Origin of the sequence: Limosilactobacillus oris (assembly GCF_025311495.1) — a bacterium.
Taxonomy (GTDB): Bacteria; Bacillota; Bacilli; order Lactobacillales; family Lactobacillaceae; genus Limosilactobacillus; species Limosilactobacillus oris_A.
In genome coordinates this window covers 1,841,601-1,866,867 of sequence record NZ_CP104398.1, presented here as the reverse complement: position 1 = coordinate 1,866,867, position 25,267 = coordinate 1,841,601, and the positions used below count along the sequence as shown (strand labels likewise).

The window sequence follows — 25,267 nt, the reverse complement described above, 5'->3', positions numbered from 1 at the left end:
CTCATTATTTTCTAGCCATTGAAAGTGCTAATCTGTTGCGCAAACTCCTTAATATTATGTTGTGGATTCTTGTGGTCAATTAAATTCTTCCAGTCAGCTGGAATTGCCTGAGCACCAACTTTGGCTCCGCAAATCGCAGTTGCCATGGCTCCTATCGTGTCCGTGTCACCACCTAAATTAGTACAGATAATCGCGCTCTTTTTTACGTCTCGAGCGTAATAAGCAATTGCAACGGCTGCTGGAATGCTTTCGGAAACCATCGTCCCTGTCCCCACCGTGTTATAGATTGCCTGACTAAAGGCTTCGTCGTCGCCAGCGTATTTTTCAGCGAGCCGCAGGCCAACTTCAAGCCGTTCCTTGTTATGGGCCGCCCAGGTTGGCGCCCCGAGCTTGAAGCCAGCATCGTTTGCTCTTTCTGCGTAAGCAATAATGCTGTCCCAATCATAATCTGCTAAGGCAGCCGTTACCGCACCAGCAACCATTGCAGCCCCGCTAATGGCAACATCGCTTGAGTGTGTAATCTTTGTAACTTCATAAACCATCTTGACCAGCTCATCCAATTGATCAGGAGCATACAGAGTTCCAATTGGTGAAATCCGCATCCCACAGCCATTTGTAAGGGCCGATTTGGTAACCTCGGATGGATTTTTTCCCTCCTTAACCAGAGTCAGAGCTGCCTTACTGCTTGGTCCAAGAATATTATTGGTCCAGGCGCCGACCTGGTCAGCCCATTTCATAATGTGCTTAACGATTACTCGGGTATCAGGTTGCCAGTTAGTTTCAATGAGCGCATCCAGGATTGCAAACGCCTGGTTAGTATCGTCGGTATACTCGCCTGCTTTGAAGTTAATCGCAATGTCGTTGTCTTCAGTACCATCTAAAAAAGTCGTAATGTGCTTGCCAAACTTGGCTTGAATTTGCTGAATTGGCCAGAGCTCGGTTGGCATCCCCATTGCATCGCCAATCGCCTGTCCATACAAAGCTCCCAAAATTTTATCAATATCTCTCATGCTGTGCACTTCCTCTTACATTCCTAACGTCAAATCAAATTCTGCATAATGACTATAAATAACTTTTACCCTCTCGACCGTTTCACCATTCTGGTCATGAACGATCCCCTCTGCTTGTAGCAAGGCAGAATGTTCATCGCAATCGAGCAGCTTGGCTTCCTCTTGATTAGCCGACAAGGCCGACATCCGAAGGAGTGAAGTCGATGGGTAAGTCTTATATTCCTGCCGGATAGTTTCATACAGAGACTGCTTAGAAAAATCATAGTCGTTCAAACCGGGAAACCGTTGTAAGTCAAGTACTGACTCATCAAGAGTCATCGGGGTCAGATTTTGATCTGCTTTAATTAGTCGTAACCGGCGCAAAACATACAGCTCTCGTCCATTTTCGTGCTTAATCTCTGCCGAAATAATTCTGTTAACAGCGACAGCACCGATTTGGCGAGCGTAGTCAGAAAAGCCTTTAAAGTTAAAGAGCTTGACCCGCGGCTTAGTCTGCCGGACAAAGGAACCTTTGCCTTGAACCTTTTCAATCAGGTTCATCTGTTCAAGGTCTTTTAGGGCCTTTTGCACCGTTGTCCGCGTGACATCAAACATTTTTGAATATTCTGTTTCAGAGGGCAGTTTATCCCCAGCCTTTCTATTAGTAAAAATATCATTCTGAATTGCTGAAACTATTTGTGCGCGCAAGTTACCATTCCGATCTAAATACATTATTACCATCCTTAACACTTGAGTACTCAAGTACATATTAACATCGAATCGCAAAATAGCAAGCGCTTTCTTGAGGTAAAAAACATAAAGAATAATAATGTAGGCAACTGAATTGATAAAAAAGACACCCTTCCATAAACAATGAAAGGATGTCTAACCGTCCTAGCAATCCCATTTGCTGCAGCAAGTATATTAATACTGATGTAGACATGCTCAGTAGTACAACAGCGAAGTTCTAAAAGTGGACTGCAAATGTAAAAGAATGTAAAATAAAATCAAAATGTAAAATAATGTAAAAATGGTGGTGAACTAAAATGACTAACAACGCACGAAATCCATTTGATCCGAGCTTCGGAACTCCCCCACAAATTATTCTCCCAAATTACCAAAGTGATTTTGAAAGCCCCGCGTCAGTTGCTCAAGCAATCGCGTACGACGATCCGAACCGGGTCATTTTTATCACCGGTCTGCGGGGATCTGGGAAAACAGCTCTCCTTACCCAAATTGAACAACAGGTGATGAAGCTGACTAACACGTACGTAGTGGAAATCGACAATAACCAGCGAATGGTCCAAAATTTCGGGCACAACCTCAAAAACCTTTTCAAAATTCATGCTCTTACTGACAAGCTTTCATCAATTTCGGTGATGGGTTTTGGCCTTAGCTTCAGCAAGAACAATGAGGATTACACGACCCAGGACATTGAAAATTTCATGACAATGCTGACTAAGCTCCACAAGCGGGTCGTGATTTTTATCGATGAATTTAATCATAAGGAAAACACCCGAGAGTTTATCCAACTCCTGCAAAATCTAAAACGGCACAACCTTAATTTTTACTTGGTCGCTGACGGTTTGCCAAAAATGATCTACGATATTGAACATGACCAAACACTGACCTTCTTAAAACGTGCTCGGCATATCCAAACCACGATGCTGAACCTAAACGAGATTGAAATGGAATACCAGAAACACCTCAACTTCGACCCAGGTGTTTCTCACCAAATTGCTCAACTGACCGGTGGCTACTCCTTTGGTTTTCAACTACTGGGCTATAAGCTGTGGAATGCCACTAAGATTAGTCAGCAGCCTGCTAGTCAGCAAACCTTTGACGCAATTAAGCCGCTGTACATCCAGGACCTGTTCACGCAAAGCTACGACATCATCTTCGATAACTTGTCCAACCACGACCGTGAATACCTGGTCGGAACAGCTAATAACCTGACGACAAGTCAGATTGCTGGTCTAATGGATTACCAAAAGTCGGCTAAACAGCAGCAAAACTACGTTAACCAGTACCGGCGGCGGATGATTCAGCAGGACCTGATTAGTCCCGCGGGTAATGGCCGGGTCCGATTTAAGCTGCCACTGTTCAAGGAGTACCTAGCTGATACACAGGATCCTAACTCGATCCGCTATAATCCATTTTATTGATTTGGGGATGGAGTTGCTCCATTGAACAGCCGAATTTTACAACACCTATATGCCAAGCGAAAAGCCTAGGGAATTGCTGTCTCCCTGGGCTTTACTGTATTATTACTAGTTTTGAAAGCCATTAGTCATTACTACTAACTAGCATTACTCATAGCTCATTCCATGCCTTACCGAAATCTTCTACGTCATCATTTTCCCGTTCCCGGATTTGCTTATCTACTCCTTGATTCGCCAGGAACAGCGTTTCTTGGATGGCATTCCAATCATCTTCACCAATTATAACTGCGCCTTTTTTCTTACTCTTGGTAGGTTTGATCATCACAGGTTTCTTATTTACATTAACTTCCTTAATAATCTTGAAAAAATCCTTCCGGCCCTGCGTTGGGTTAACTACATTATCCATACTATTGCCTCCATGTAACGTAAGCAGTCGTTATTGATACGTATTGACAAAAAGGCGTCCAAGGCCGAATCTTTTTGATCTAGTCTTGGACGCCTTCTTGTTTATTCATGACAATTTCTTTGTACTTGTTTTGCCCATGGCAAATAAGCCTCGAGGCCTTCGTCCTCGCGGTTTGGTAGGTGATCAAATAAGTATTTAAAATACTTATAGATATTCAAATGATTTAATTTTGCAGTGGCAGTTAAGCTGTAGTAAACTGCACTGGCTTGTGCACCATCAATACTTTTAGCGAATAAACTATTTTTACGAATCAGAGTTGATGGTCTGATTGTTTGTTCCACCGGATTATTGGTCAATGGAATTTGTCCATTTTCAAAGATTCGATATACTCGCTTTTTAAGTTTCAAGGCATTATTAATGGCTGCTTTTAATTGACCCTGGGGAAAGTTAATTTCTTCCAGATAATCATACAGTTGGTCTACTAAAGGCTTAACCAACAACTTTCGTTGTTGAAGCTTTTCAATTTGATTATGATACTTTAACCGATTTTCGTAATAAAAAATCGGACGCATCAATTTTAGCACTTGATAAGCCTTGGAATGCTTCAACTGCTCCTTTTTCAGTAGCCGTGTTATTCGGTAAAACTCACGACGAATGTGAACCAGGCATGAACCAAACTTTGCCCTAGGATATAGTCGATTACTATAACCACCATAGCCGTCGCACATAATAACTCCATTGTAATTGTGCCCCATAAGCTTACCGATTATTTTACCCGAACGAGTATTAAAATAATGAAACAACGCAATTTGATGCTTACTAAACTCTTCGGTAGTTCTAGTTACCCAGAAGTAGCTGGTTTCATTACGCTCATCGATTACTTTAAACGGTGTTTCATCCATATGAATAACCGCCTCTTGCTTAGTTAGATTAAGTAGCCGTTGATATAGGGGCTCTAAATAAGTTTGACTTACTTTGATAATATTAGTTGCTAATTGGCGCCCTTTGACTGGCAAACCTAAGGCTTGCCAGAGCTTAATTTGGCGATGAAATGGTAACGCCAAGTTAAACTTATATTCCGCCACTTTCGCTAAAATTGAGCTGGAAAAATAACTATGCGGTAAGAGACTCTGTGGCATCTTACTACTAACAATTTTATCGCCACCACGACGGTGGCACGTTTTACAGCGATAACTTTCCTGATAGTAGTTTACACATAAAAGTTCTGCTGGCTTTAGTTTTGGTTCACGACTATACAGATGTTTTCCAATTAGTTTCATTTCTTGATGACAATCTGGACAAAGGTTACTTTCAAGGTGAATAACATGATTAATTTGAGGCAAATTATTCAAAAAAGTAGTCCGTTGACCACTTGCCTTGGGCTTGCGGTGACGCACTACTTTCCTTGGTATTTGTTCAATCACTTCAGTGATTGATACATCGCTGTCTTGTAGCTGATTTAAGATTTGGTCATTAAAAAGTGATTGTTGGCCCTCAGCTACTTTATCAATAACTTCAGTTTTTTTCCCAAACATTTGATTCTGTTGAAGCTTAATAATTGCCATTAATTGGGCAATTTTCTTATTTGCTTCTGCCAACTGTTCTTCTAACTGTTTAATTCTCTTCTCGGCTGAATCAGTCATCGTGCGTCACCTCCTTTGATGTCCTTGATATTATACCAAAGAACCATCATTTTAAAAAGGAGTGATCTAATAAAAACTACCGGGTTTGGCAGGCTTAATTTGCTTTACCGGAAGCGGATTAAGTCCTGCTAATAACCACTTAACTTGTCTGCTGGATAGTTGTTTTGCCTCCTGACTGTACCTGGGCCACTTAAGTCGGCCATTTTCAAAGCGTTTGTACAAAAGGATAAATCCTTCACCATCCCAAAATAATCCTTTGAACCGATCATTTCTACTTCCACAGAAAAGAAATAAAGAATTATTGTATAGCTCAAGTCCATAGTTCTCAGCGATAACCATTGCTAAACCATCAATGCCTTTTCTTAAATCCGTTTTACCGCATACCAGATAGACATAATCCGGGACCGTCCAATCAATGAGCATAACGAACAATCACCTTAGCTATTTCACTTACCAAATTAGGATTAGCTCCGCGGAAAGCAGTTAATCTTATATCATTAACTTCCATTTTTACTGCGGGCCGCGAGGCCATGCGTTTGCTTTTATTAAAGGTATCCTTACTTTTAAAAACTGGGGTAATAATTTCAGATTTTTCTTCCATCAAAAATGCCTCCTACACTGGGATAGTCTCAGTATAGAAGGCACATTGAATAATTCATAGACGTGTTGTTATTGACTGCTTACCATGTAACCGTTTCTGTACATTATATGATTTATCTATCCTACCTTTGCAACACAACTTCCTCTCTCATTTTAACAGCGAATTCTGTTGTACTTTTTGGTTGATTCCAATTTCTTAGTCGTTACTTTCCATAAAAAAACATTCCCTCAAAATACTGAGAGAATGCGATATGCAAATTAACAATATAATTAGCACGAACAAAGTTGTCCGCTTAATGGTATAATGTTCACATTAATTTGAGGAGGTCCACCGACATGAACAAGGCCGATTACATCAACTATCTCCATCTTCAGCCCCATCCGGAGGGCGGCTGGTACCGCCAGGTTTATCACAGTGCTGACACATTTGCACCGGTCACTGTAAATAAGGATCGCTACTACTATACTTCCATCTATTTCTTGCTGGATGCCAGTTCGCCATCACACTTTCACCGGCTGAAGCATGACGAGCTCTGGTATTATCATGCTGGTGATCCGATTACGATTTACATTCTCTACCCTAATGGTTCGTCCAGCCAAGTCATCCTCGATCCCCATCTGGACAAGGGCAAACAACTCCAGTACCGGGTATCAGCCGGCGTTATTTTTGGCTCAGCAGTCAACGCAGATGGCTTTAGCCTGGTTAGTTGTGCCGTTGCACCCGGCTTTGACTACCATGATTTTGAAATCTTTGACCAAAAGACTCTGTTGGCTAAGTACCCGCAAAACTGTGATGTGATTGAGAAGCTTGCTTATAAGAGGATTGATGGTGAAAGGGAATGACTCGCCTTTTAGCTGTGCTGGTTGACCGTTCCTGGCTTAATCTACTATTTAAGTTTTCTTTCTGGCTTTGAGGGTCCGAACAGGGACAGTGATTTTTTAAGATATCGCGCTCCAACTTTGTGTCATAGAGTTCCTGGTTCTTCTTCGCTAATTCTTCTTTTAACCGGTCTAACTTACTCTTATTGGCGAGTTAACGAGCTTGCTTTTGGCATATTTCATTTTAGACGGCCTACCTTTCGGTGAGGCTTCAAAGCTGCGATTCCGCTTTGTTTAAATTGTGAGCGCCATATCGAAACTTACGCCGTTAAAATGTCAAAACGAGCCGCTACTTCAGCCATTGAATCCTCATGAGTTTGGTAGTAGTCTATCACAATTAATTTGAAATCGGTGGTAAATGTTCGCTTATGTCGTCGAGGTTTAAAGATATCAATCCCGTTCTTTCGATATCTTTGAACCCATTCACCGATACGTTGATTGTCGATCTGATATTTTTCGCTTAAATCATAAGTATTCTGAGACGTTGAAAGATGTTCATGTACAATCTGCGCTTTTAATCCGGGTTTGTATTTGACCATATGAAAAGTGCCCCACAATCATTAGATTTCTTGTCTAACATTGTAGGGCACTTTACTTAACTTACTAGTACTGATGTACTTACTCGTTTCTTCCTATCAATTTCAATATTTTGCTAAGCTTATTAAATCTTTCATCTTGTAACTCCAAGTTTAGTCTTAAGAAATCCAATAATGCATTCTTATCATTACGAGAAGGAAAAGTAGGAATAGGCTCAATATCATTATATTTTTTTATGGTATCAGCATTAGTAACAATTTTACCCGGAAAAAGTACCCCTACATTTAAAACAGCAGATGGACGATTGCCCAAAGTCACTACCTGCTTACAACCAGCATATTTAGCATCTTTAAATGGATATGGACTAAATAGTTGGTCACGATAAGACGTTAACTGATTCAAAGACCCACTTTTAGAAAATTTATAAATATCTCTTAGTCTTCGATATTTGGTGTCAAGTACAATTACATTTTGAAATATCATACTAGCATCATATATTTCTACACGAATGTCAGGCCTATTATGTGATGCTCCATGCCATAATGGTTGTTCCTGTGATGTTTCAGTAGCATTTAACGCAGTAATAGCGTCATCATACTTTACCTTTAAATTAACTTTCCGGCCCGATGCTAAATTACCAACAAACCAAACGCAAGTCCCTGGTTTTAACGGTTGAAATTCAAGATTCCTACCATCAAAAATCCAACCACTTTGGGGTGTAAATTTAAGTTTACATAATGCTTTTATTACCTCTAAAAATCCCCAAATTTCATATAACAAATCAGTTCTACGCCAATAATATTGATACTGACGATCAAATTGTGGTTTAAAATTAGAAATATGAGTTAATTTCCAAGATAATTTCCGAAAGAACAGATATTTAGAATCTAGATACGCATTATTTATAGAAGTATTATCGTTTTCACCACTAACATTTTTTAACCAGGTTTTATTAATTAAAAAGGATAATTGACTTTTATATTTTCTAATAAGTATTAGATCTTTCCTTATGTCAGAAGTCGATTTTATATTTTCTATCTTTTTTAATCCATCTTCTATTTCTTGTACAATCCTAAATATGTTCAAAATATTGTTTTTCAAAGCTTTATTTTCTGGACTATTCATAGTGATCTTATAGTCTTTATTGTAGATAACATCGTGTTCCTTTCTCTTAGACATTTTGATAACAGAATTATTATCAAGCGGATATTTCATATCTCTTGTCCAGTGATAGTAACTTCCAATACTATATCTGGGGTTACTTGAAATAAAGAAACAGTTAAGGTTAAATTTCACACTCTGTTCATGTAAAATGCTTAAAGCTTGCAATTGTTCAAAACTTAGTGTCGGTGAATAATTAGAAAGACTACCATTAATGTTAGATTGAAACATCCTCGACAATCCCTTTACAGCATTTTCCACATCTTGTCTCATTAACACTAGTTCATCTTCAGAAATAAATTTAGATATAATTTTTAGCCAACTAAAAAATTTATTATTATTCAACACCAGTTTAAGTCTATAAATACCCGGCAAATATTTTTTATCATTATTTTCATGGTTATAAATTACATAGGGTTTAGAACTAGGAATAATATAAAGGCCGTGTTCATCTTCTTGAATACGCTCATCGTCAAGAAGGTCAAGACCATCTATATACAATCTTGCTTTTGGTGGTGATAGAAATTGAAGTTGCCATTCCGTGTTCTCTTCAATTTCTATAAAATCCATTTGTTCTTCATCTTTAGAAAAATGAAAAATCTTTTTTTGACCATGTGCCCCAGTCAAGATAATATTATCTAGCAAAACCATTTACCTTCAATTCTTTAGATTTAATAAGTAATTTTTTTCTGCTTTCTTGAAAGTCAGATAACGTAGAATACTTATCTAAAATATTAATAATTTTCCCTTTTGGCTTTTTTTCTTTTTCATCATACGAAATCAAAGAATTAAGCATGCTTTCCGTCCCTCGTAATTTTGTTAAAATACGTGTAGATAGTTGCCAATCTAATATTTTACCTATATCATTCGCGTAAGTAGAAGGAACCTTATTAATATAGGCATCAATTGATCTTATAGTTCGCCAACTAATTCCTACGTTTGGTAATTCATCGTTAATTTCCGAATGCAATTCCCAAAGGAATTGTAATTGTTCTTCAGTTAATGAGCCTCCATTTGATGAATAGTTTAATAAGCCGACTTCAAAATTATGCCAAGTATTTGTACTTTTTACATCTTTCATAGACTTATGAGATATATCCTTTTTATTGTAAAAAGGTACTGTATGCAATTCTATAATATTAGTTCTATCAAGTAATTTATCTGATAACTCAAATGTTGACTCATCAATATTCATTGTACCTATAAACCTAACATTCTCTGGAATCAAAATTTTACTACTGTATTTATCACTATTATAAAGCCTCGTTTCTAAATATTTGCTATATAAAGTTAGGTAGCGCTCAGAACTACTTCTCTCTAGAACAGATAGAAACTGTGAGAAATAGTACTCTACTCTTGATAAATTCATTTCATCTAAAACAATAATGTAAATAAAACGAGGGTTATTTTTCGCATCAATTAATGTATCTACAATACCTGAATCGCCTGGTCGAAAGTTATTACTTATAGTATCAGCAAATCCCAGTAAATCACTGTCATCCTGCCATGACGGTTTTACAGAAATAAATTTAAACCTTTCTTCTGGAATATCATTAGGTTGCCCTTTTCCTAAGTCACCATTGAGTATACCCAGAGCTTCCGCATAAGCCTTAATAATCTTAGATTTACCGGTTCCACTAAGTCCTGCTAATATTGTTAACAAACTCGATTTAATAGATGTATGCAACTTAATGATGTCGTCTTCATTTAACAATAGTTGATACTCAGATGACTTAATAACTTCATGAAATTGTTTTAAAAATAGCAAATCCACATCTTGGCTACTTTCGTCAATACCTTCATTGTCATTTTCAGTTAATCCTAGTCGCCTTGTCACAATTTTTGTAAATTTTTCAAGTTGACTGTCATTTTCTCTTAAATAACGTGTTGGGACAAACATAATATTATGATTTATATTACGATCATCACCATTATCATAGTAGTAACCATCCATAGCAGTATCATCAACAATTCTTCGTACGGTAATTGGAAAGTTTTCGCTTGGCTTTTGATACTGGATACTTTCCATACCATCTGTGGATAACGCAGTAACATTTTCAAATAGTATCCAATTTTCATCATGACTAGACTTGGTAATCATAAATGAACTAATACTATCTAGTTTATCGCTTATCATACTGACAGCACGTGACCTAATAGTTTCTCCCTTGATTAATTTATTCTTTATAGTTTCATAATTATTTTCACTATCCATTAAAATAGGTATTTCTTCGAACTTATCATCATTATGAAAGTCGTTATTCTTTATATGCATTTTTATATCGTATGCATAAGGATTATCCTGTTGCTCTTCTGATACTTTGAAAATAAATATTTTTCCTTCTATGAAATTTTTTAACGTTTCTCTTCTAGTTTCGTTGTCATCATAAAAGTTATCTTGAAAGGAAATCTTTTCTAATTCGCGTGGAAAAACATGAACTTGCTTATCACTAAGCTCACTCCTAGACGCATTTAAGATTTGAAGATTAAACATAATCTTACTATTTCGATCAAAAAAGATCCCGCCATTTTCAGAGAAATTTCCAAACTGATCTTTATGGTTCCAAACACCGATATATAACTGACTCATACTTGACTCCTTAATTTAATATATTTTCTAAATTATCAACATTATCTATTAATAACATTCTACTCGTACCAAAGAGCTTTTCTAATCGCATTAAATCTCCTCTAGGGATTTCACAATTAAAAGCAATTACTTTTACATATTCACTTATTTGATATGATAAGTTTGATTTTAGTTCAGTAAATGTACCATATGATTTTATATTTTCATTACTACTCTGTTTTGAAAATATATCTAATTTGATATTTTTAGGTATTTTCAATGCTATAAAATTAAAATCCACGGGTACACCTACTATTAAGTAACGTTTAGTTTCAAGCATTGTTATTTTGTCTTGAAGTTTTTGCATTTCTTTAAGATTTCGTTTACACTCACCGGTCTTATTTATAAGGGCCTCTTTAGTCCAACTTAACTTACGTTTTAAAATCCCGTTTTCACTTTTTAAGTCGCTTATAACCTCGTTGCCGCTTTCAATCTGCTCTTTTTCTTTATGCGCTGCTAATAACTTCTTTAGAGAATCAATTTCTTCTTTATTTTTGCTTAGCTCAGACCGAATTTGAGTATTCTCTATTACTAGCCTCTTCCTTTCTTTTTCCGCTATTCTCAATAATTTCTCTTTAGTTTGTTTCGCTTCATTAGCTATGCCAACTTTCTCTTTTAGTTTTTTTAACTTTTTTTGATAATTTTCTTTCCCCTCATGATTTACTATATTACGTGTATGCGTTTCATTATTAAGTTTAGAATATTCGAATATAATTTCAGTTAAATTTTCTTTACTAAGATATTTTTTACAGATTAATTGAAATAAATTTTCCTTTGTATTATCGTATTTTGTTTCTAGCGTTTCATTACTTATTGCTCTAACTTCACTAAGTATGCAATTATATACTTTTCTTGGTACGGTTTGTTTTATTATTCGACTATCTATCAAATATTTTCTATACTTATTGTTTATTTTTTTTGCGTCACCAAAGTATCCCCCTGATTTTCGCATTATACTTATAAAATTTTTTAGAGACATATGACGTAAAATAAATTCCAATTCCGCATCTATTTTCAATTTTATAAACCTTTCCCTTGTAAATAACATTGTAATTTGTTGTATTAATAATTATATCAGATTACGCATACAACAAGTTTGGCATTTTTAACTAAGTTAATATATTTACAATGTTACATACTGGTATAAAAAGAACATAATTTATGCTTCTTCAGTAACTCACGCCCTCTTACAGTTAGGGTTCTACAATTTAAAATAAAAACGAAAGATAGTTGCACCACCTCTTCGTCATTAAGAAAGGGCCATCTTTCGCGGATTATTCTACCAAAGTTGCCTTAGGAGTTAAATATTATCACCCAGGATTAGATGAGAAGCATTTCACTGAACCGGTTGAAGACCAGGACGACTGGATTGTTACACTTCATTCAATTTTACCCATTACGTTGTCCGCGCTATAGTCAGCCAACACCTAAAAATGGCTCTGAGACAGTTAATGCCCTTGGCCCATAGCTTCAGCCCACTATCTGATCCATTAGGAAATAAAAATACTTCGGTAGGCTTTCTGATAATTGTCCTACCACAGTTACCAGCTTCGTCACAGCCAAAGTCGCAACCACATTGCCTAGGCCATTAAGCAACGGGCGATGATGCTCTGACGACCAACCAATCTTAAAAGAAACTAGCTAAAAGCCTGGGTGTTTCTGACTAGACAGTCCGTCGAGTCATTATGAACCTTGATAGCTTCTTCAAACCCAACTACTGTTAGCTGTCCCGGCACTCGCCCTTCGATAATTTCAAATCTGGCAAGATGGCCCCCAGTGAAATGAGAATGTTCTTGATGGACATTGAAAAACCATCGAACCTTAGATATTATTCTCTCCCGGCGTAACCGTTACTAGCAGAGCTCTTTCTCCGCTACGATCGTTCAGCCCGCTTAGCTGTCCAGACCGTCACGGTCGATTTATCCCCTTATCGGCACCTGATTCATGAGCTTTTTACCACGCCATCATTCTTGCGGATTACTTCCACGTCGTTGCCCAAGCCTACCGTGCACTTAATTAAATTCAGATTCAAGTAATGAAACATACCAGTGAAGGAATTCTGAAACACTTCTTGAAGCTAATCCTAACGCCTGCTAGTAATCTCAAGTACGTTAACTACTGACGGCAAGCCAACTTTGGCTATACCCAATTGACCAACATCAAAGCTATTCATCGCTTACTCAATTTTGATGAAAATCTCGCACAGACTTATCCCTACTACCAGGCTCCCGTCTTAACAGTTCCAACTTCTCTGCAAAAAGTGCAGTGAACTCTCCGCCAACATAAGAAAGAGATTTTCCATAGCTTTAAGTACGAGACTTATACTAACGGTCCCGTCGAGGGCACCAACAATAAAATCAAAGTCATTAAGCGGATTGCTTATGGATTTCGGAACTTCGCCGATTTCAGGATTAGTTTTCTCCTCTCACTGCCATTAACTGGAAGAATAAGCAAACAGCCCGCACCAAAATTCAGGCACGAGCTGCTTAACAAAACTATTCTATTTTTCTAAGAAGTTTTAACAAATAACTTAAACTAACTTAGTCCATGTAGTAACTGAAAATGCTACTACCATTCCTAACAGGAAACCTACTGCTGCACCAAGCAACACGAATTTTTTAGTTGAAGGAGTAGTATTACTTTGTGCATCAGCAACAGTTTCCTTAGCAAAAAGGGAAATCTTCCCAGCTGAAGGAACCTTCTTTGGAATTTCTTTAGCTGCAGCAGCGGTTACCTCATTGACAATCTTAGACGATGCTTTCGCGGTATCTGCCTTAACGCTAACCTTTACTATTGTAGTTTGCGGAATTGGATGTGCCTTGACCATTGAACTAATCTGCTCTGCATTATATTCTTTTCTAATACTTTTTGGTAAATTCTTACGGGCAGCCTGTGCGACATCTTTACTTTCAGCAATTTTGGCATAGGTGTCTCCTAAATTAATATTAGCTTGAACCTCCTCATTGGCAGCAGCCCCCCGATAAGAACTACTAGTCATTAAATTCCGGGTCGACACATAATCAGTATGCTTTTTGTGCTTTGCATATAGGCCGCCAGCAAGCCCAAAAAGGAGTGTTGCAATAACAATCAAAATAATATTATGCCAAACAATCTTTGAAATGTTTTTTAGACTAATTTTAGTATTTTTCATTCTTATTCCCCTTATAAAGATTACTGAAATAACTATTGGATAACAAGGCTAGTAGAAACGGATTATAAATAATCTGAATGATATGCGGTTCAAACATAAAGCTCAATGAAGAAACCATAATCACTGCCGAAAGGACAAAAGTCTTCCGAACTGTTGACCTAATCGCAATAAATGTTAGACAGGCAATTACAATAATAAAAGCCAAAAATCCCCACAATAGAATCATCCGGATGTATGAAGAATCGATATAAAAATAGTTACTGGGAGAGCCAATACTACCATTGGCAAATTTTAGTCCTTTTATCCCTGCAAATGAGTGTTCAACGATCGTTCTTCCTAACAGATTCACATTATACTTTTCAAAAGCAAGATGACCTAACGCAAGTCGACCTGAAAGTAAAGAATCGATTCTATTAAGAAGATGATTAGAAGGATTATAGAAATAAGAAAGAAAAATCATAATGGCTGCCGAAACTGGAGTGGCCATCCACCAAAAGGCAGCTATTATGCTAGCCCATCGTCCTCCTAAAAAAGCTCGTTGAGCAATGATCATTACCGGTATGATAATAAGCGTTGCTAAGAAATCTAACTTAGTATTTGTAAGCAGCATGCAAACAACGTCACCTGAAACGATTAACAAATAGTCTATCACATTTAGCTTGCCAAACCTTAAGTAGCAATAAGCCAAGGCCAAGTAAAAATAATGAGCTGCAATAACCGACGGGTAGAGCATCCCCAGTGAATACCTTGTCGGTCTTAACTTAGAATAGTATATAAGGTTAGGAATTATTTTAACTAAAGAGAAAACCATCACCATCATCACAAGAAAGAGCGTTAAATAAAAGTACCACCAGATGATGTCTCGAAAGTTAACACCTTTTGCACCAATAATAAATGGAGCAATTACTAATAAATCAGGGTAGTGAGCTGTACGCCAAACTATCACCCCAAGGATTAACAAAAGTGATATTAGAAAAAGCTCTTTTTTCTTCCACCGATCTAAAACAAAAATTTTAAGAAGAAGTAAAGGTACTGACACATAAGACAATATCCTTAACCAGTGATTTTCTGTTAAGAAGGTTGTTTCACTTAAGAACGTTGGTAAAAAGTAAAACATAAAGGCAATAAAATATACTTGGCGACCATTAATAGGATAATCCCAAATTTTCACCAAAGAATTGCTTTTTTCCAACTTACTAACTCCTTTCAAGAACGGTTAAATGAATTTTGTTAATTTAATTCTTGATAACTACTGGCTGTGGGAGTAATTAAAAACAGAAGTAATTTTAGCACATTGCGTCTGATTAAAACAAGTTATCCGGTAATATTGTCATATCCCCCCTACAACTTCGCCGTCAGCTTTACGTCCGGGTACTTCTGCTTGAACCAGTTTTCGGCAAACTGGTTTTCAAACAGGAAGAGTGGCTGGTCGTGGATGTCCTTGACCAGGATGTTCCGTGAAGACGACATCTTCTCGTCCAGCTGTTCTGGGTCGATCCAGCGGGCCGTCTTGCTCCCCATTTGTTCCATGACAACGTCCGAGTTGTACTCGTTCTTCATCCGGAACTTAAAGACTTCAAACTGCAGCTGCCCCACGGCACCCAGAATGTAATCGTTGGTGCTGTATGACCGGTACAGTTGGACAGCCCCTTCCTGAACCAACTGGTTGATCCCCTTGTGGAAGGACTTCTGCTTCATCACGTTCTTGGACGAAACCCGCATGAATAGTTCCGGTGTAAACTGCGGCAGCTTCTCAAACTTAATGTCCTGTTTGCCGGTGTAAATCGAGTCCCCGATCTGGAAATTCCCGGTATCGTACAGGCCAATAATGTCCCCGGCAACCGCGTTTTCGACGTTTTCCCGGGTATCCGCCATAAACTCCGTCACGTTTGACAGGCGGAGCGGCTTCTTGGTCCGCTCCAGGATAACGTCCATCCCCCGGTCGAACTCACCCGAACAGATCCGCACAAAGGCAATCCGGTCCCGGTGCCGCGGGTTCATGTTGGCCTGAATCTTAAAGACAAAGCCAGAGAAATCTGGTGCCAACGGCTTGATGACCTCCCCGTCTTCTGTCTTGTGTTCACCCGGCGCAGGGGCAAACTGGAGGTAGTTCTCCAAGAAGGTCCGCACCCCGAAGTTCGTCAATGCCGAGCCAAAGAAGACTGGTGTCTGGTCACCCTTGGCAATCTTATCCCGGTCCAATTCGTTGCCGGCAACTTCCAGGAGTTCCATCCCGTCCAGGGCATCCTGCCATTCACCATCGCCAGCCAGCGGGTTATCACCCTGAACGTTGCCATCTTCATCCAGCGGCAGGTAGGGGTTTTCAGGGTCTGCTGGGTGGGTCAGAGCCACCCGGTGGTTAAAGCGGTCGTAGATTCCCTTAAACTGGTGACCAGATCCGATTGGCCAGTTCATCGGGTAGGTTTCGATTCCCAAAACGTCCTCGACTTCGTTTAGGAGGTCAAGTGGTTCCCGGGCATCCCGGTCGAACTTATTCATGAAGGTAAAGATCGGAATTCCCCGCATCTTACAGATTTGGAAGAGCTTCTTGGTCTGCGGCTCGATTCCCTTGGCGGAGTCAATCACCATGACCGCGGAGTCCACGGCCATCAGTGTCCGGTAGGTATCTTCGGAAAAGTCTTCGTGCCCTGGAGTATCCAGAATATTGATCCGCTTACCCTGAAAATCGAACTGCATGACGGAAGAAGTGACGGAGATTCCCCGCTTCTTTTCGATTTCCATCCAGTCAGACTTGGCAAAGTTACCGGTCTTCCGGGCTTTAACGGTCCCAGCTTCCCGGACTACACCCCCGAAAAGAAGGAGCTGTTCGGTAATCGTCGTCTTCCCCGCGTCCGGGTGCGAAATGATAGCGAACGTCCGCCGCTTATTCACTGCTTCAGCAAGCTGTTTTGGTGACATCATCAGTATTTTCCTTTCATATTTAAAATTGCGCAATATCTTTTATATTTTAAGATATTCTGGGGCGTAAAGCAATCGGGCGTAAGGTTAAATCACCGGTATTATTATAACGATTCCGGCTAATAATAGTGATTTTTTCAGGAAAAGAGCTCATTTTTCAACTACCGTCCACCTAATAAAAATAACCCCGTGCCAAACGACACAGGGTTAGTCTCTACTTCAAATATTTCAACATGTATTTCTTGCCCGCAGTGACGTCATACTGGACGAGACGGTAATCTTGTAGCAGCTGCTTTTGCTGCTTAGTCAGGCTGCTTTCCTTAACCAGCTTACCCTGATCATTGACAAAGTCTGTGCGTGCTACCGCTTTGGCTGTATTAACATCACCCTTGGCCTCCACGTTTTTTGCCATCGCTGGAAGCTTTTCAAAGACATCTGTTAATAACGCTTGATACCAAGTAACCTTGGAATTAGTTTGTTTGGCAACCATGGCAATAAAGTCGTTGGGACTTACTACCGCCGTGCCTTGCTTAAAGTTCTTCGCACCATGGGCCCGAGCATACTTATTAGAGTAAATAAAGTACTCGGTCTCGTGCAATTTTACCCCATCTTTTGCCATGTTATTCTGGTAGATTCCCGGCAAGTGGTCACCGTAAAAAACAATCGTAATTGGCCGGTTAATCCCATCAATCTGCTTGATAAAGTGCTTAACAGCGTTATTAGTATAGTGAATTTCGGTGCTAAACTCGTCAACCTCATTGGCACTGGTACCGTTTGACACACCGACGGACCGGTAGCGATTAAGGTGCCGATAGTAATTATCGGAATACGGGAAGTGGTTTTGCATAGTCACCAGGTTAATAAATTGACCATGACGGTAGGATTTTAACTGGTCAAAAACGTTTTGGTAAGCAGTCTGGTCAGACAGGTAGGGGCTGTTATCGATTCGGTACTGGTGTCTAATCTTATCCTTGCTCCCCAGGTAGAAAAACTGATCAAAGCCAAATTTCTGGTAGACACTCGTTCGGTTATAAAAGGTACCGATATACGGGTGAATAGCCACCGCGTGGTTAAAGCTATCCACGATGGAAGGGTTGGCCTTCAGCTTATTAACCAGCTGGGTATACGGAACTGGCAGGGTCGGCGAAAAGTTACTGATACTATAACCCGTCAAGGTCATATATTCCATGTTGGCCGTTCCACCACCATAGCCAGAACTAATCATCACCCCCCCTGTATTATTTTTTTGCAATTCCTTGATTGCAGGGATTGGGTTGCTTTTCAGCTTAACTCCCGGAACTCGGTTCGGGTCAGAGAAACTTTCACTCAGGTTGAAAATAACCGTCTGCTGGGATAGCTCATTTTGCCGGTGGTTGTTAATCCTTCCCGCCTGTTTCTGATACTTGTTAACAATCTGTTCCATCCGGGCTCGAGAATAGCCAGCGGGCTGATCCATCACCCTGACGTCAACGTTATTCATAAACTGAATTAGTGGGCCGTTAATCCGTGCACCACTTAACTGGTTGTAAAACATTGGCTGGTCACCCAAGGACGTTAAGAGGTTATTCAATGGTGTCCCAGAATGGTTCCAAAACAAACAACTGGCAAAGAGGAACGGTGCTAGTAGGAGATAAGTCAGTCGCCAGTATTTCTTAAACGCCAGCTCGACCGGGTGCTTCTTTTCCAGCCAATAAACCAGCCCGACTAAGATAACCAGTCCCGTTCCAACACCAATCCAAAGAGCCGGAGCAACCATTCCAAAAAGGCTTCCCGCTACCCTTACCATTGCCATATCCGATGGCAAAAGCGGTTCGTTACGAGCAGCAATCTTTTCACGGTTGGCAATTATAAAGGCGCAACTAATCATAATCACAACCGCCAGGCTAAGCCAGTACCGCTTGCTGATCGCCTGAATAAACTTAACGACCGTGAAGATGAGGAGTGTTGCCAGCAATAACAGTAGCCCCCGTTGTGTAAAGGCGTAAGTAATAATATTGTAGTCCGGGCCGACGTTCGGCTGAATTCGCCAGCTATCATTCATCAGCAACATTGAAGCAACCGCTACAATATAGGAAATAGCAGCTAACATTAAATCTGGGTCAAGTTTCCTTAGTGTCTTCCTTACTGCTACTCTTTGTCCAGCAAAATCTTGTGACGCAAATTGGTCAATCCGCTGAATTATTCTTCGCGCCCACCGTCTGTGCAGAAGCCACTGCCATGCTCCCGCAATACAAAGGGCAAGAGCGATTACTATTACAGTCAGCACTGCGGTCCGGACTGTAGAATGAGCAACTATTTTTTCGTCAGCAAGTGCGGCTAATACAGCGAGCACAGAACTATTTGTTAAAATAACGGCTACAGATAAGAGGTAATTAGGCACCGGCTTTACCAGCACATTGACCAGCAGTCCAGCTATCATATATGCCGTTACCACATTCAGAACATTGGTAACCGTCGTAAAACGATTGATGGTCGAGCCGTCAAGGCTAAGAAAGGGCATTAATCCTTGGATGAGCAGAGCAGCACTTAAACTAGCAAAAGCGAAGCCGCCCCACTGCCAGAGCTTCTTGGCGGGTTTCAAATTACCGCCCAGAATAAACAGGCAAGCGTAGAATAGCGCCAAAAAATTATCGTTCCACCCCCACACATTAACCGGGTTAAAGAACGGCACAGCGAGAATACCCCAAAGCAGTGCTACTAACTGCCGCTGCTTTGGGGGCTTTGAAGAAATAATACTAGAAGCAACTATCCCCAGCATAATTCCTGTAATTAGAGGATAAGAATTCCGAAGAACTGGTAGCATACTACTATAAATCGTCAATGGGTAATAGCTGATGTCGTTGTTCGTTAACGCAATCATCAGGCTAAGCAGGCAACCCAGTACCAGCGTGTTTAGCCAGGTTGTAATCACCATTGACTCTTTATGTGAACAATGGTAAACATAGTACCCCAGCAGGATGACCAGCAGGTCGGGGCCAACCAAGGTCAGCCCCTTTAGGATTAGGTACGCGCTGGTATGCAAGCTCGCCGTATTATAGCTTGCAAGATGTGGGGCTAAGTTCCAGTAAACCTGTGCTCCACCAAGCCAAAATAAAATTACTATCCAAATCAGGTTGCTCTTCACTTTTCGCATTTCTTAGATTCCTCTTTTTGATTATCTAAACTATTATCACCTAAACATTTTCTTTCTTCAAGTTTAGAAATCAACGAGTCGCAATTACGAAATTTTTCCGGAGAGTCTTTATAAAAGTTTATGGAAAAGTTAAACTACTATTATGGCATTGAATTGCCCCAACATTCTTTGCTATATTAGGTAACGTTAGAAATAATTTACAGGGGTACATTTGTAATGGACAATAACGATCATCGCGAATCGCGCGAAGAATACCGTAAAAGACTAGAAAAGAAAATCTACGAAAATGCTCATCATAGCGAGCCGCACGAGCACCACCACCGACGCCCACACCTGCAAGGGGGCGGACGACCAACCCCGCCGCCGGTTCCTGAAAAGCACCACTACCACGCGCCTAAATGGATGAAGTGGTTAATCTGGCTGCTGATCGTCCTCGTGGCTGCCGGCGGCCTGTACGAATACCACAAAGTCCACCAGATGGCAACCGGAGTCTTTAGTAACGGTGATGGCAAAATCAGCAAGAAACTCCAAAAGGGTGAACCCGTTTCCGTCCTCGCCATGGGGACCGACGTCGGGGCTCTCGACCGGGGAAACAAGGGAGGTAACACCGACTCAATTGAGTTATTTACCATCAACCCCAAAACGAAACGGATCACGATGACCAGTATCCCCCGGGATACCTTAGTCCGGGTCAACACCGATGATGGTGCTGATTACGTCAAAATCAACGCCGCTTACTCGATTGGCGGTCCTAAGCAGACCGTTAAGCAGGTCAGTGAACTGCTTGATGTGCCAATCGACTACTATGCGGTCATCAACATGGGCGTCCTCAAGAAGGTCGTTAACTCCCTCGGCGGCGTCGAGGTTGATAACCCGTTTGCCTTCACTTACGAGGGGCACCACTTCAAGAAGGGCAAGCAACACCTGAATGGGGAACAAGCACTAAAGTATTCCCGGATGCGCTATGAGGACCCGAATAACGATTATGGCCGGCAGAAACGGCAGCAACAAATCTTGTCGAGTGTCATCACCAAGTTTAAGAAGTCCGGCTCCATCAGCTCGGCCAACAAGATCATGGACGCCGTTGGGGACGGGGTAAAGACCAACATCCCAATTGATGACATTGCCACCTTATATGGTAATTACCACAGCGCGATGAATAACGTCTCTACTTACCACTTCCAAGGGCAAAACGCCACGATTGACGGGGTTTCCTTCCAAATCGCCAGCCCAAAGGAGATCAACCGAATTTCCAAACTGGTCCGGAAGCAGCTCGGCTTGAAGCCGGTAACGGTAACCAACCACGAAACCCGGATGTACAAGTCCCAGCCAAACTACGACGGCTATAACAACACTGACTTTATCCTGCCTGGCGGTGCTTCTTACAACGACCCCGGCAGCGGGAATGGCAACGATACGGTTTCTGGTGGACACTCAAGTTCATCCCGAACTCGTTCCTCATCATTTGAAGCTGAATACTAAGTAATAAAAGCAAGCTACGTTTGGGTGGCTTGCTTTTTAGTAATGCTAATATCATGCAATCTCATCATTCTCCCGTATTTAATTAGTACAAGGAGGAAGTTAGATGATAAATCGAGAAGAATAATTGCAAATGGCTGCTGCTAAGTGGAAGCGGCTGACAATTGCCAATTAGCTGCCGGAACAGGACAACAACTAATCGTTTTTAATGCCAAAGCAACTAATTTTCGTGATAATATAAAGCTACAAGTTTTCCTTAAACTCATGCACAACCAGGTTATTGCAGGCGACCCCCTTGTTAGCCAAATTGTCGATGAAATGGATAGAATTAAGCAGGACCCAGGAAGGCGGCGACTCTTTATGAAATACGAACTGGACTTGATGGACGCCCGAAACGAAGGCATGGAAAAAGGGTTAGCAGAAGGAAAAGCCCACCAGCAAACAAAAGACATTAAACTTACTGCTAAGCTACTGCATAACCTAGGAATTGCTAAAAGTGAAATTCTCAGTAGCCTTAGCGATACTTATCAGCTATCGCCTGCTGAGGCGAAACACTATCTCAAAATGGTAGAGTAGTCGCTCAAAACATTCTCAATAACATTAGAAAAGGCGCCATCGGCTTCTGCTGATGACGCCTTTTCTGTTTGTTCACATGTTTACCTGTGAGGTGCTTTTAACTTAATACAACAGATAGATATAGATATTATATTACAGGGATAGACGCCGCGGAGTGAACCAGTAGTCTACGTAGTCACTATTACCATAGTTGTCAGCACTATAACGATCAATAATCTGAAGGTTGTGGCCTTCATTGATTGCCTGACGAATAGCCGGAGAACTAGCAAAGTTGACGTTAAATCCTGAATTCAAACTATTATAAATGCCCGGGTATGCTTTTTGAACGTCGGGACGTTGAATAATATTTTCAACGTTAGTCCGTGTTAACTCATGCCCAGTAGTTGCGTCGTATAGAATTACGTAGTGGTACGGTCGGCCAGCTACTTGATTACTAGCATGCCAACCAGTAGCCTGAATACTACCGTTACTATTGACCCGCATGGAGTCTAAGAAGCCCTCGTTACTCTGGAGGCTCTGTGGTGCAAACCAGTATTGGGCGTAATTGCCTTCTCCCCATTGCTCATCATCAGTGTACCGCGCAACAACTTGAAGACGGTCCCCATTCTTGAGTGCTTGCGCAATATTAGGATTACTAATGCTGAAACTAGCCTTGAAGCCACTCATCTCTGCGTTAGCAATACTACTGTTTGAACTAGCAATATCCGGACGTTGGCAATCAGAAGAATTTACTTTTTGCCGCCCTAACTCGTGATTAGTGGTTGCATCAAATAGGATAATGTACATTGCCTTGGCAGCCACGCTCCTGCTATCCGCATACCAACCAGTGGCTACAATATTATTACCATTGACACCAAATGTTTCAAGCTGTTGGGCACTCTGGCTATTATAGAAATTCTTGACATTATTGTTAAACCAGTAATCTACCCGGTGCCCTTCACCCCACTGATTATCATCAGAATACCGAGCAACCGCTTTTAGTGAATGACCCGCCAGAATTGCAGCACGCAATGCGGGAATATTTACAATATCGAAACTAGCAGTGAAACCGGAATTATTAGCATTTAAAATATTAGGATAAACTGCTTGGATATCACTACGACTAGTCGTAATAGCCTTGGCTCGTGTAATTTCTTTTCCAGTTTGGTTATCAATCAAGATAATCCACTGAATTGGTTCTACCACCGACTGATCTGCCGCATGCCAGCCAGTGACCCGTAACTGATTGTTGTAGATACTAAAGTCATCTATGCAAGCCTGGTTCTGGTTATAAGACTGCGGGGCAAACCAGTAGTCAACCATATTGCCATCCCCATTAGCATCATCAGTATAGCGACTGATCACTTGAATGGCATCACCATTTTGAATTGCTGTTCGGAGGGCAGTATTCATCAAGAAATTGGCACTGAACCCTGAATTAGCACTGTTGTAAACGTCCGAATTGACACGTTCAACATCTTTTCGGTTAATGCTGTCAATCTGTTGCCGTGCGATTTCAGATTTAGTGGTAGCATCATACAAAATGACGTAATGGTATGGTCGATTAATACTCTGGTCAGCCGCATGCCAACCGGCAACATAGATTCCAGCGGCACTAGTCGTCATATTATCTAAGAAGGCGACGTTCTTGTTCAGTACTGCCCCATCAAAGGTGTGGTCATTGTAGTCGCTATTACCATCAGCCGAGCTAGTGTAGCGGATTAGAACTCTAATATGATGACCGTTAGCAATTGCATCTGCCAAGCTACCAGTTAAGGCAAAACTAGCGTTGAAACCGGAATTATTAGTACCATAAATATCAGGATAAGCATTGGCAACATCTGGACGGCTCACTGCCTGAACCTGTTGCCGGACCAGTTCCCGGTTACCGTTGTCCTGATCCAGTAAAATCACATAACGGTTGCCCTTCCCCTGATTGTTGTTATCAGCAAACCAGCCGGCAACATCGAGGGTGTTGTTATTGGCGTTAATACTAAAGTTATCCAAGTTCGCTGCACTAGTCGTCTGGTGGCCGGCATAGTTTGCAAACATCCCAAAGTCAATGGAGCCATCAATACCATTCCATCTGTCAGTATACTGCCAAGCCCCGTAGCCCAAGCTCCGTATGTAGTTACTCCGGGTTGCATTAGCGGAGTAGTCCAGGTAGTACATGGCAACCCAGGTCCGGGCCTTACCGACCGTGGAGCTAACGTTGTACTGCTGGTCATAGTACAGACCGGTGTAGACCCCGTGGTTATTGAAGCCCAGCGAACTCAGCGTTTGCCAGAAGACATTCAAGTTGTTGACAATCCCCGCGTATTGTGTCTGGGGAACGCTTTCGACGTCCGCAATCATCAGCGTATCATTCCCCAACCCAACCGCACGAGCCGTCCGGGCAAAGAGCTGGGCCTCTGCTTGAGCCTGTGCAGCAGTCGTAAAGCGCACAAAGTGGTAAGCCGAGACCGTCATCCCCGCCGCCTGGGCCCGGGAAACCTGCTGTTGGGCGGGCCCACTGGTCCAGCCGGTACTTTCCGACAGCTTGACCACAACATTGTTGATTCCCTGGTTGTGGTACTGCCGGAACGTTTCTTCGGAAATGTTCGGCTGGTAGGCCGAGATGTCTATCGTGTCCGCAGTGGATAAATTGTTGCTTGCTGCATAGGCCGCCGTCGTCACGGCATTAGCACTGACTGGTGTGGCACTCACTTGCTGAACATTCAGGGTCGTCGTTGCAGCAGCGGTCGCACTCTTTGCGGTCGTCTTGTCATTAGCCGCTGTGCCGCTGGTTTGCGTACCAGCCGTAACGGTACTTTCCGGCGTCGCGTTGGTCGTCGAATCAGTGCTGGCTGTTGGGGTTGCAACTTGACTAGCCGCCGCACTGACCTGGCTCGTCGTAGTAGCTGGCGTGACATCATCGGCCTGTCCATTAACCGTACCAAACGCCATTACCCCAAAGGCGACTGCTGCACAGCACCACAATTTCCCGCTTTTGTATAATTTAAACCGTTTCTTGGCTTCCATCTT

At 41.2% G+C, this 25,267-nt stretch carries 19 protein-coding genes and 1 pseudogene; 5 read left to right on the top strand and 15 right to left on the bottom strand.

Annotated elements, in window-relative coordinates:
• Nucleotides 1-11: 11 nt before the first annotated feature.
• Together N4599_RS09195 and N4599_RS09190 are read right to left on the bottom strand one after the other, a co-directional pair.
• Complete coding sequence (locus N4599_RS09195) at nt 12-1,010, bottom strand: ADP-ribosylglycohydrolase family protein (RefSeq protein ID WP_260899267.1); 999 nt, start codon at nt 1,008-1,010, stop codon at nt 12-14.
• Nucleotides 1,011-1,025: 15 nt separating this feature from the next.
• A complete protein-coding gene (locus tag N4599_RS09190) occupies nt 1,026-1,721 on the bottom strand; it encodes a GntR family transcriptional regulator (protein WP_260899265.1) in 696 nt (231 codons plus the stop codon).
• Nucleotides 1,722-2,035: 314 nt separating this feature from the next.
• Between N4599_RS09190 and N4599_RS09185 the strand changes: the two genes are divergently transcribed.
• Nucleotides 2,036-3,154 carry an ATP-binding protein gene (locus tag N4599_RS09185; RefSeq protein WP_260899263.1) on the top strand — a complete coding sequence of 373 codons (1,119 nt, stop codon included), beginning with the start codon at nt 2,036-2,038 and terminating at the stop codon, nt 3,152-3,154.
• Nucleotides 3,155-3,302: 148 nt separating this feature from the next.
• Here the strand turns inward: N4599_RS09185 and N4599_RS09180 are convergent, their stop codons facing one another.
• The 4 genes from N4599_RS09180 to N4599_RS09165 form a co-directional block, all read right to left on the bottom strand.
• Nucleotides 3,303-3,557 carry a type II toxin-antitoxin system Phd/YefM family antitoxin gene (locus N4599_RS09180; RefSeq protein ID WP_260899261.1) on the bottom strand — a complete coding sequence of 85 codons (255 nt, stop codon included), beginning with the start codon at nt 3,555-3,557 and terminating at the stop codon, nt 3,303-3,305.
• Nucleotides 3,558-3,658: 101 nt separating this feature from the next.
• Nucleotides 3,659-5,200, bottom strand: coding sequence for an IS66 family transposase (gene tnpC / locus N4599_RS09175; protein WP_260898843.1), 1,542 nt, complete (start codon nt 5,198-5,200; stop codon nt 3,659-3,661).
• A gap of 66 nt (nt 5,201-5,266) precedes the next feature.
• Nucleotides 5,267-5,623 (bottom strand): IS66 family insertion sequence element accessory protein TnpB, encoded by a 357-nt coding sequence (gene tnpB, locus N4599_RS09170; protein ID WP_260898845.1) that lies wholly within the window; start codon nt 5,621-5,623, stop codon nt 5,267-5,269.
• The gene (locus N4599_RS09165) at nt 5,613-5,801 is read right to left on the bottom strand and encodes a hypothetical protein (protein ID WP_260898847.1); all 189 of its coding nucleotides are present in this window, start codon (nt 5,799-5,801) and stop codon (nt 5,613-5,615) included. Before N4599_RS09165 ends, tnpB begins: the two co-directional genes overlap by 11 nt.
• Before the next feature lie 335 nt (nt 5,802-6,136).
• On the opposite strand from N4599_RS09165, the gene N4599_RS09160 reads away from it, so the two are divergent.
• Complete coding sequence (locus tag N4599_RS09160; RefSeq protein ID WP_260899259.1) at nt 6,137-6,643, top strand: cupin domain-containing protein; 507 nt, start codon at nt 6,137-6,139, stop codon at nt 6,641-6,643.
• Between the two features lie 296 nt (nt 6,644-6,939).
• Here N4599_RS09160 and N4599_RS09155 read toward each other — a convergent pair whose 3' ends face one another.
• The 4 genes from N4599_RS09155 to N4599_RS09140 all read right to left on the bottom strand — a co-directional run bounded on the left by N4599_RS09155 (nt 6,940) and on the right by N4599_RS09140 (nt 12,024).
• Nucleotides 6,940-7,218, bottom strand: a complete 279-nt coding sequence (locus tag N4599_RS09155) for a helix-turn-helix domain-containing protein (protein ID WP_260899257.1) — start codon at nt 7,216-7,218, stop codon at nt 6,940-6,942.
• A gap of 79 nt (nt 7,219-7,297) precedes the next feature.
• Entirely contained in the window at nt 7,298-9,022 is a 1,725-nt protein-coding gene (locus N4599_RS09150) for a nuclease domain-containing protein (protein ID WP_260899255.1), read from the bottom strand.
• Nucleotides 9,012-10,967: an McrB family protein gene (locus tag N4599_RS09145; RefSeq protein ID WP_260899253.1), complete on the bottom strand. Its 1,956-nt coding sequence runs from the start codon at nt 10,965-10,967 to the stop codon at nt 9,012-9,014. The genes N4599_RS09150 and N4599_RS09145 overlap by 11 nt, the downstream gene beginning before the upstream one ends.
• A gap of 10 nt (nt 10,968-10,977) precedes the next feature.
• Nucleotides 10,978-12,024: a D52 family tumor protein gene (locus tag N4599_RS09140; RefSeq protein ID WP_260899251.1), complete on the bottom strand. Its 1,047-nt coding sequence runs from the start codon at nt 12,022-12,024 to the stop codon at nt 10,978-10,980.
• 230 nt (nt 12,025-12,254) lie between these two features.
• Here N4599_RS09140 and N4599_RS09995 point away from each other — a divergent pair.
• A pseudogene (locus tag N4599_RS09995) lies at nt 12,255-13,496 on the top strand (transposase).
• A gap of 40 nt (nt 13,497-13,536) precedes the next feature.
• On the opposite strand, the gene N4599_RS09130 reads toward N4599_RS09995, so the two are convergent.
• From N4599_RS09130 to N4599_RS09115, 4 genes are all read right to left on the bottom strand, one after another.
• On the bottom strand, nt 13,537-14,157 hold the full coding sequence (locus tag N4599_RS09130; protein WP_260899248.1) for a YveK family protein: 621 nt from the start codon (nt 14,155-14,157) through the stop codon (nt 13,537-13,539).
• Complete coding sequence (locus N4599_RS09125) at nt 14,144-15,349, bottom strand: polymerase (RefSeq protein WP_260899246.1); 1,206 nt, start codon at nt 15,347-15,349, stop codon at nt 14,144-14,146. The genes N4599_RS09130 and N4599_RS09125 overlap by 14 nt, the downstream gene beginning before the upstream one ends.
• A gap of 149 nt (nt 15,350-15,498) precedes the next feature.
• Entirely contained in the window at nt 15,499-17,076 is a 1,578-nt protein-coding gene (locus tag N4599_RS09120) for a peptide chain release factor 3 (protein WP_260902532.1), read from the bottom strand.
• Between the two features lie 214 nt (nt 17,077-17,290).
• Nucleotides 17,291-20,209 (bottom strand): LTA synthase family protein, encoded by a 2,919-nt coding sequence (locus tag N4599_RS09115; protein WP_260899244.1) that lies wholly within the window; start codon nt 20,207-20,209, stop codon nt 17,291-17,293.
• 216 nt (nt 20,210-20,425) lie between these two features.
• Here N4599_RS09115 and N4599_RS09110 point away from each other — a divergent pair, with 216 nt between their 5' ends.
• Nucleotides 20,426-21,691: an LCP family protein gene (locus tag N4599_RS09110; protein ID WP_260899242.1), complete on the top strand. Its 1,266-nt coding sequence runs from the start codon at nt 20,426-20,428 to the stop codon at nt 21,689-21,691.
• Nucleotides 21,692-21,835: 144 nt separating this feature from the next.
• Nucleotides 21,836-22,264 carry a hypothetical protein gene (locus N4599_RS09105; RefSeq protein WP_260899240.1) on the top strand — a complete coding sequence of 143 codons (429 nt, stop codon included), beginning with the start codon at nt 21,836-21,838 and terminating at the stop codon, nt 22,262-22,264.
• 132 nt (nt 22,265-22,396) lie between these two features.
• Here the strand turns inward: N4599_RS09105 and N4599_RS09100 are convergent, their stop codons facing one another.
• A complete protein-coding gene (locus N4599_RS09100) occupies nt 22,397-25,264 on the bottom strand; it encodes a GH25 family lysozyme (RefSeq protein WP_260899238.1) in 2,868 nt (955 codons plus the stop codon).
• Nucleotides 25,265-25,267: the final 3 nt, after the last annotated feature.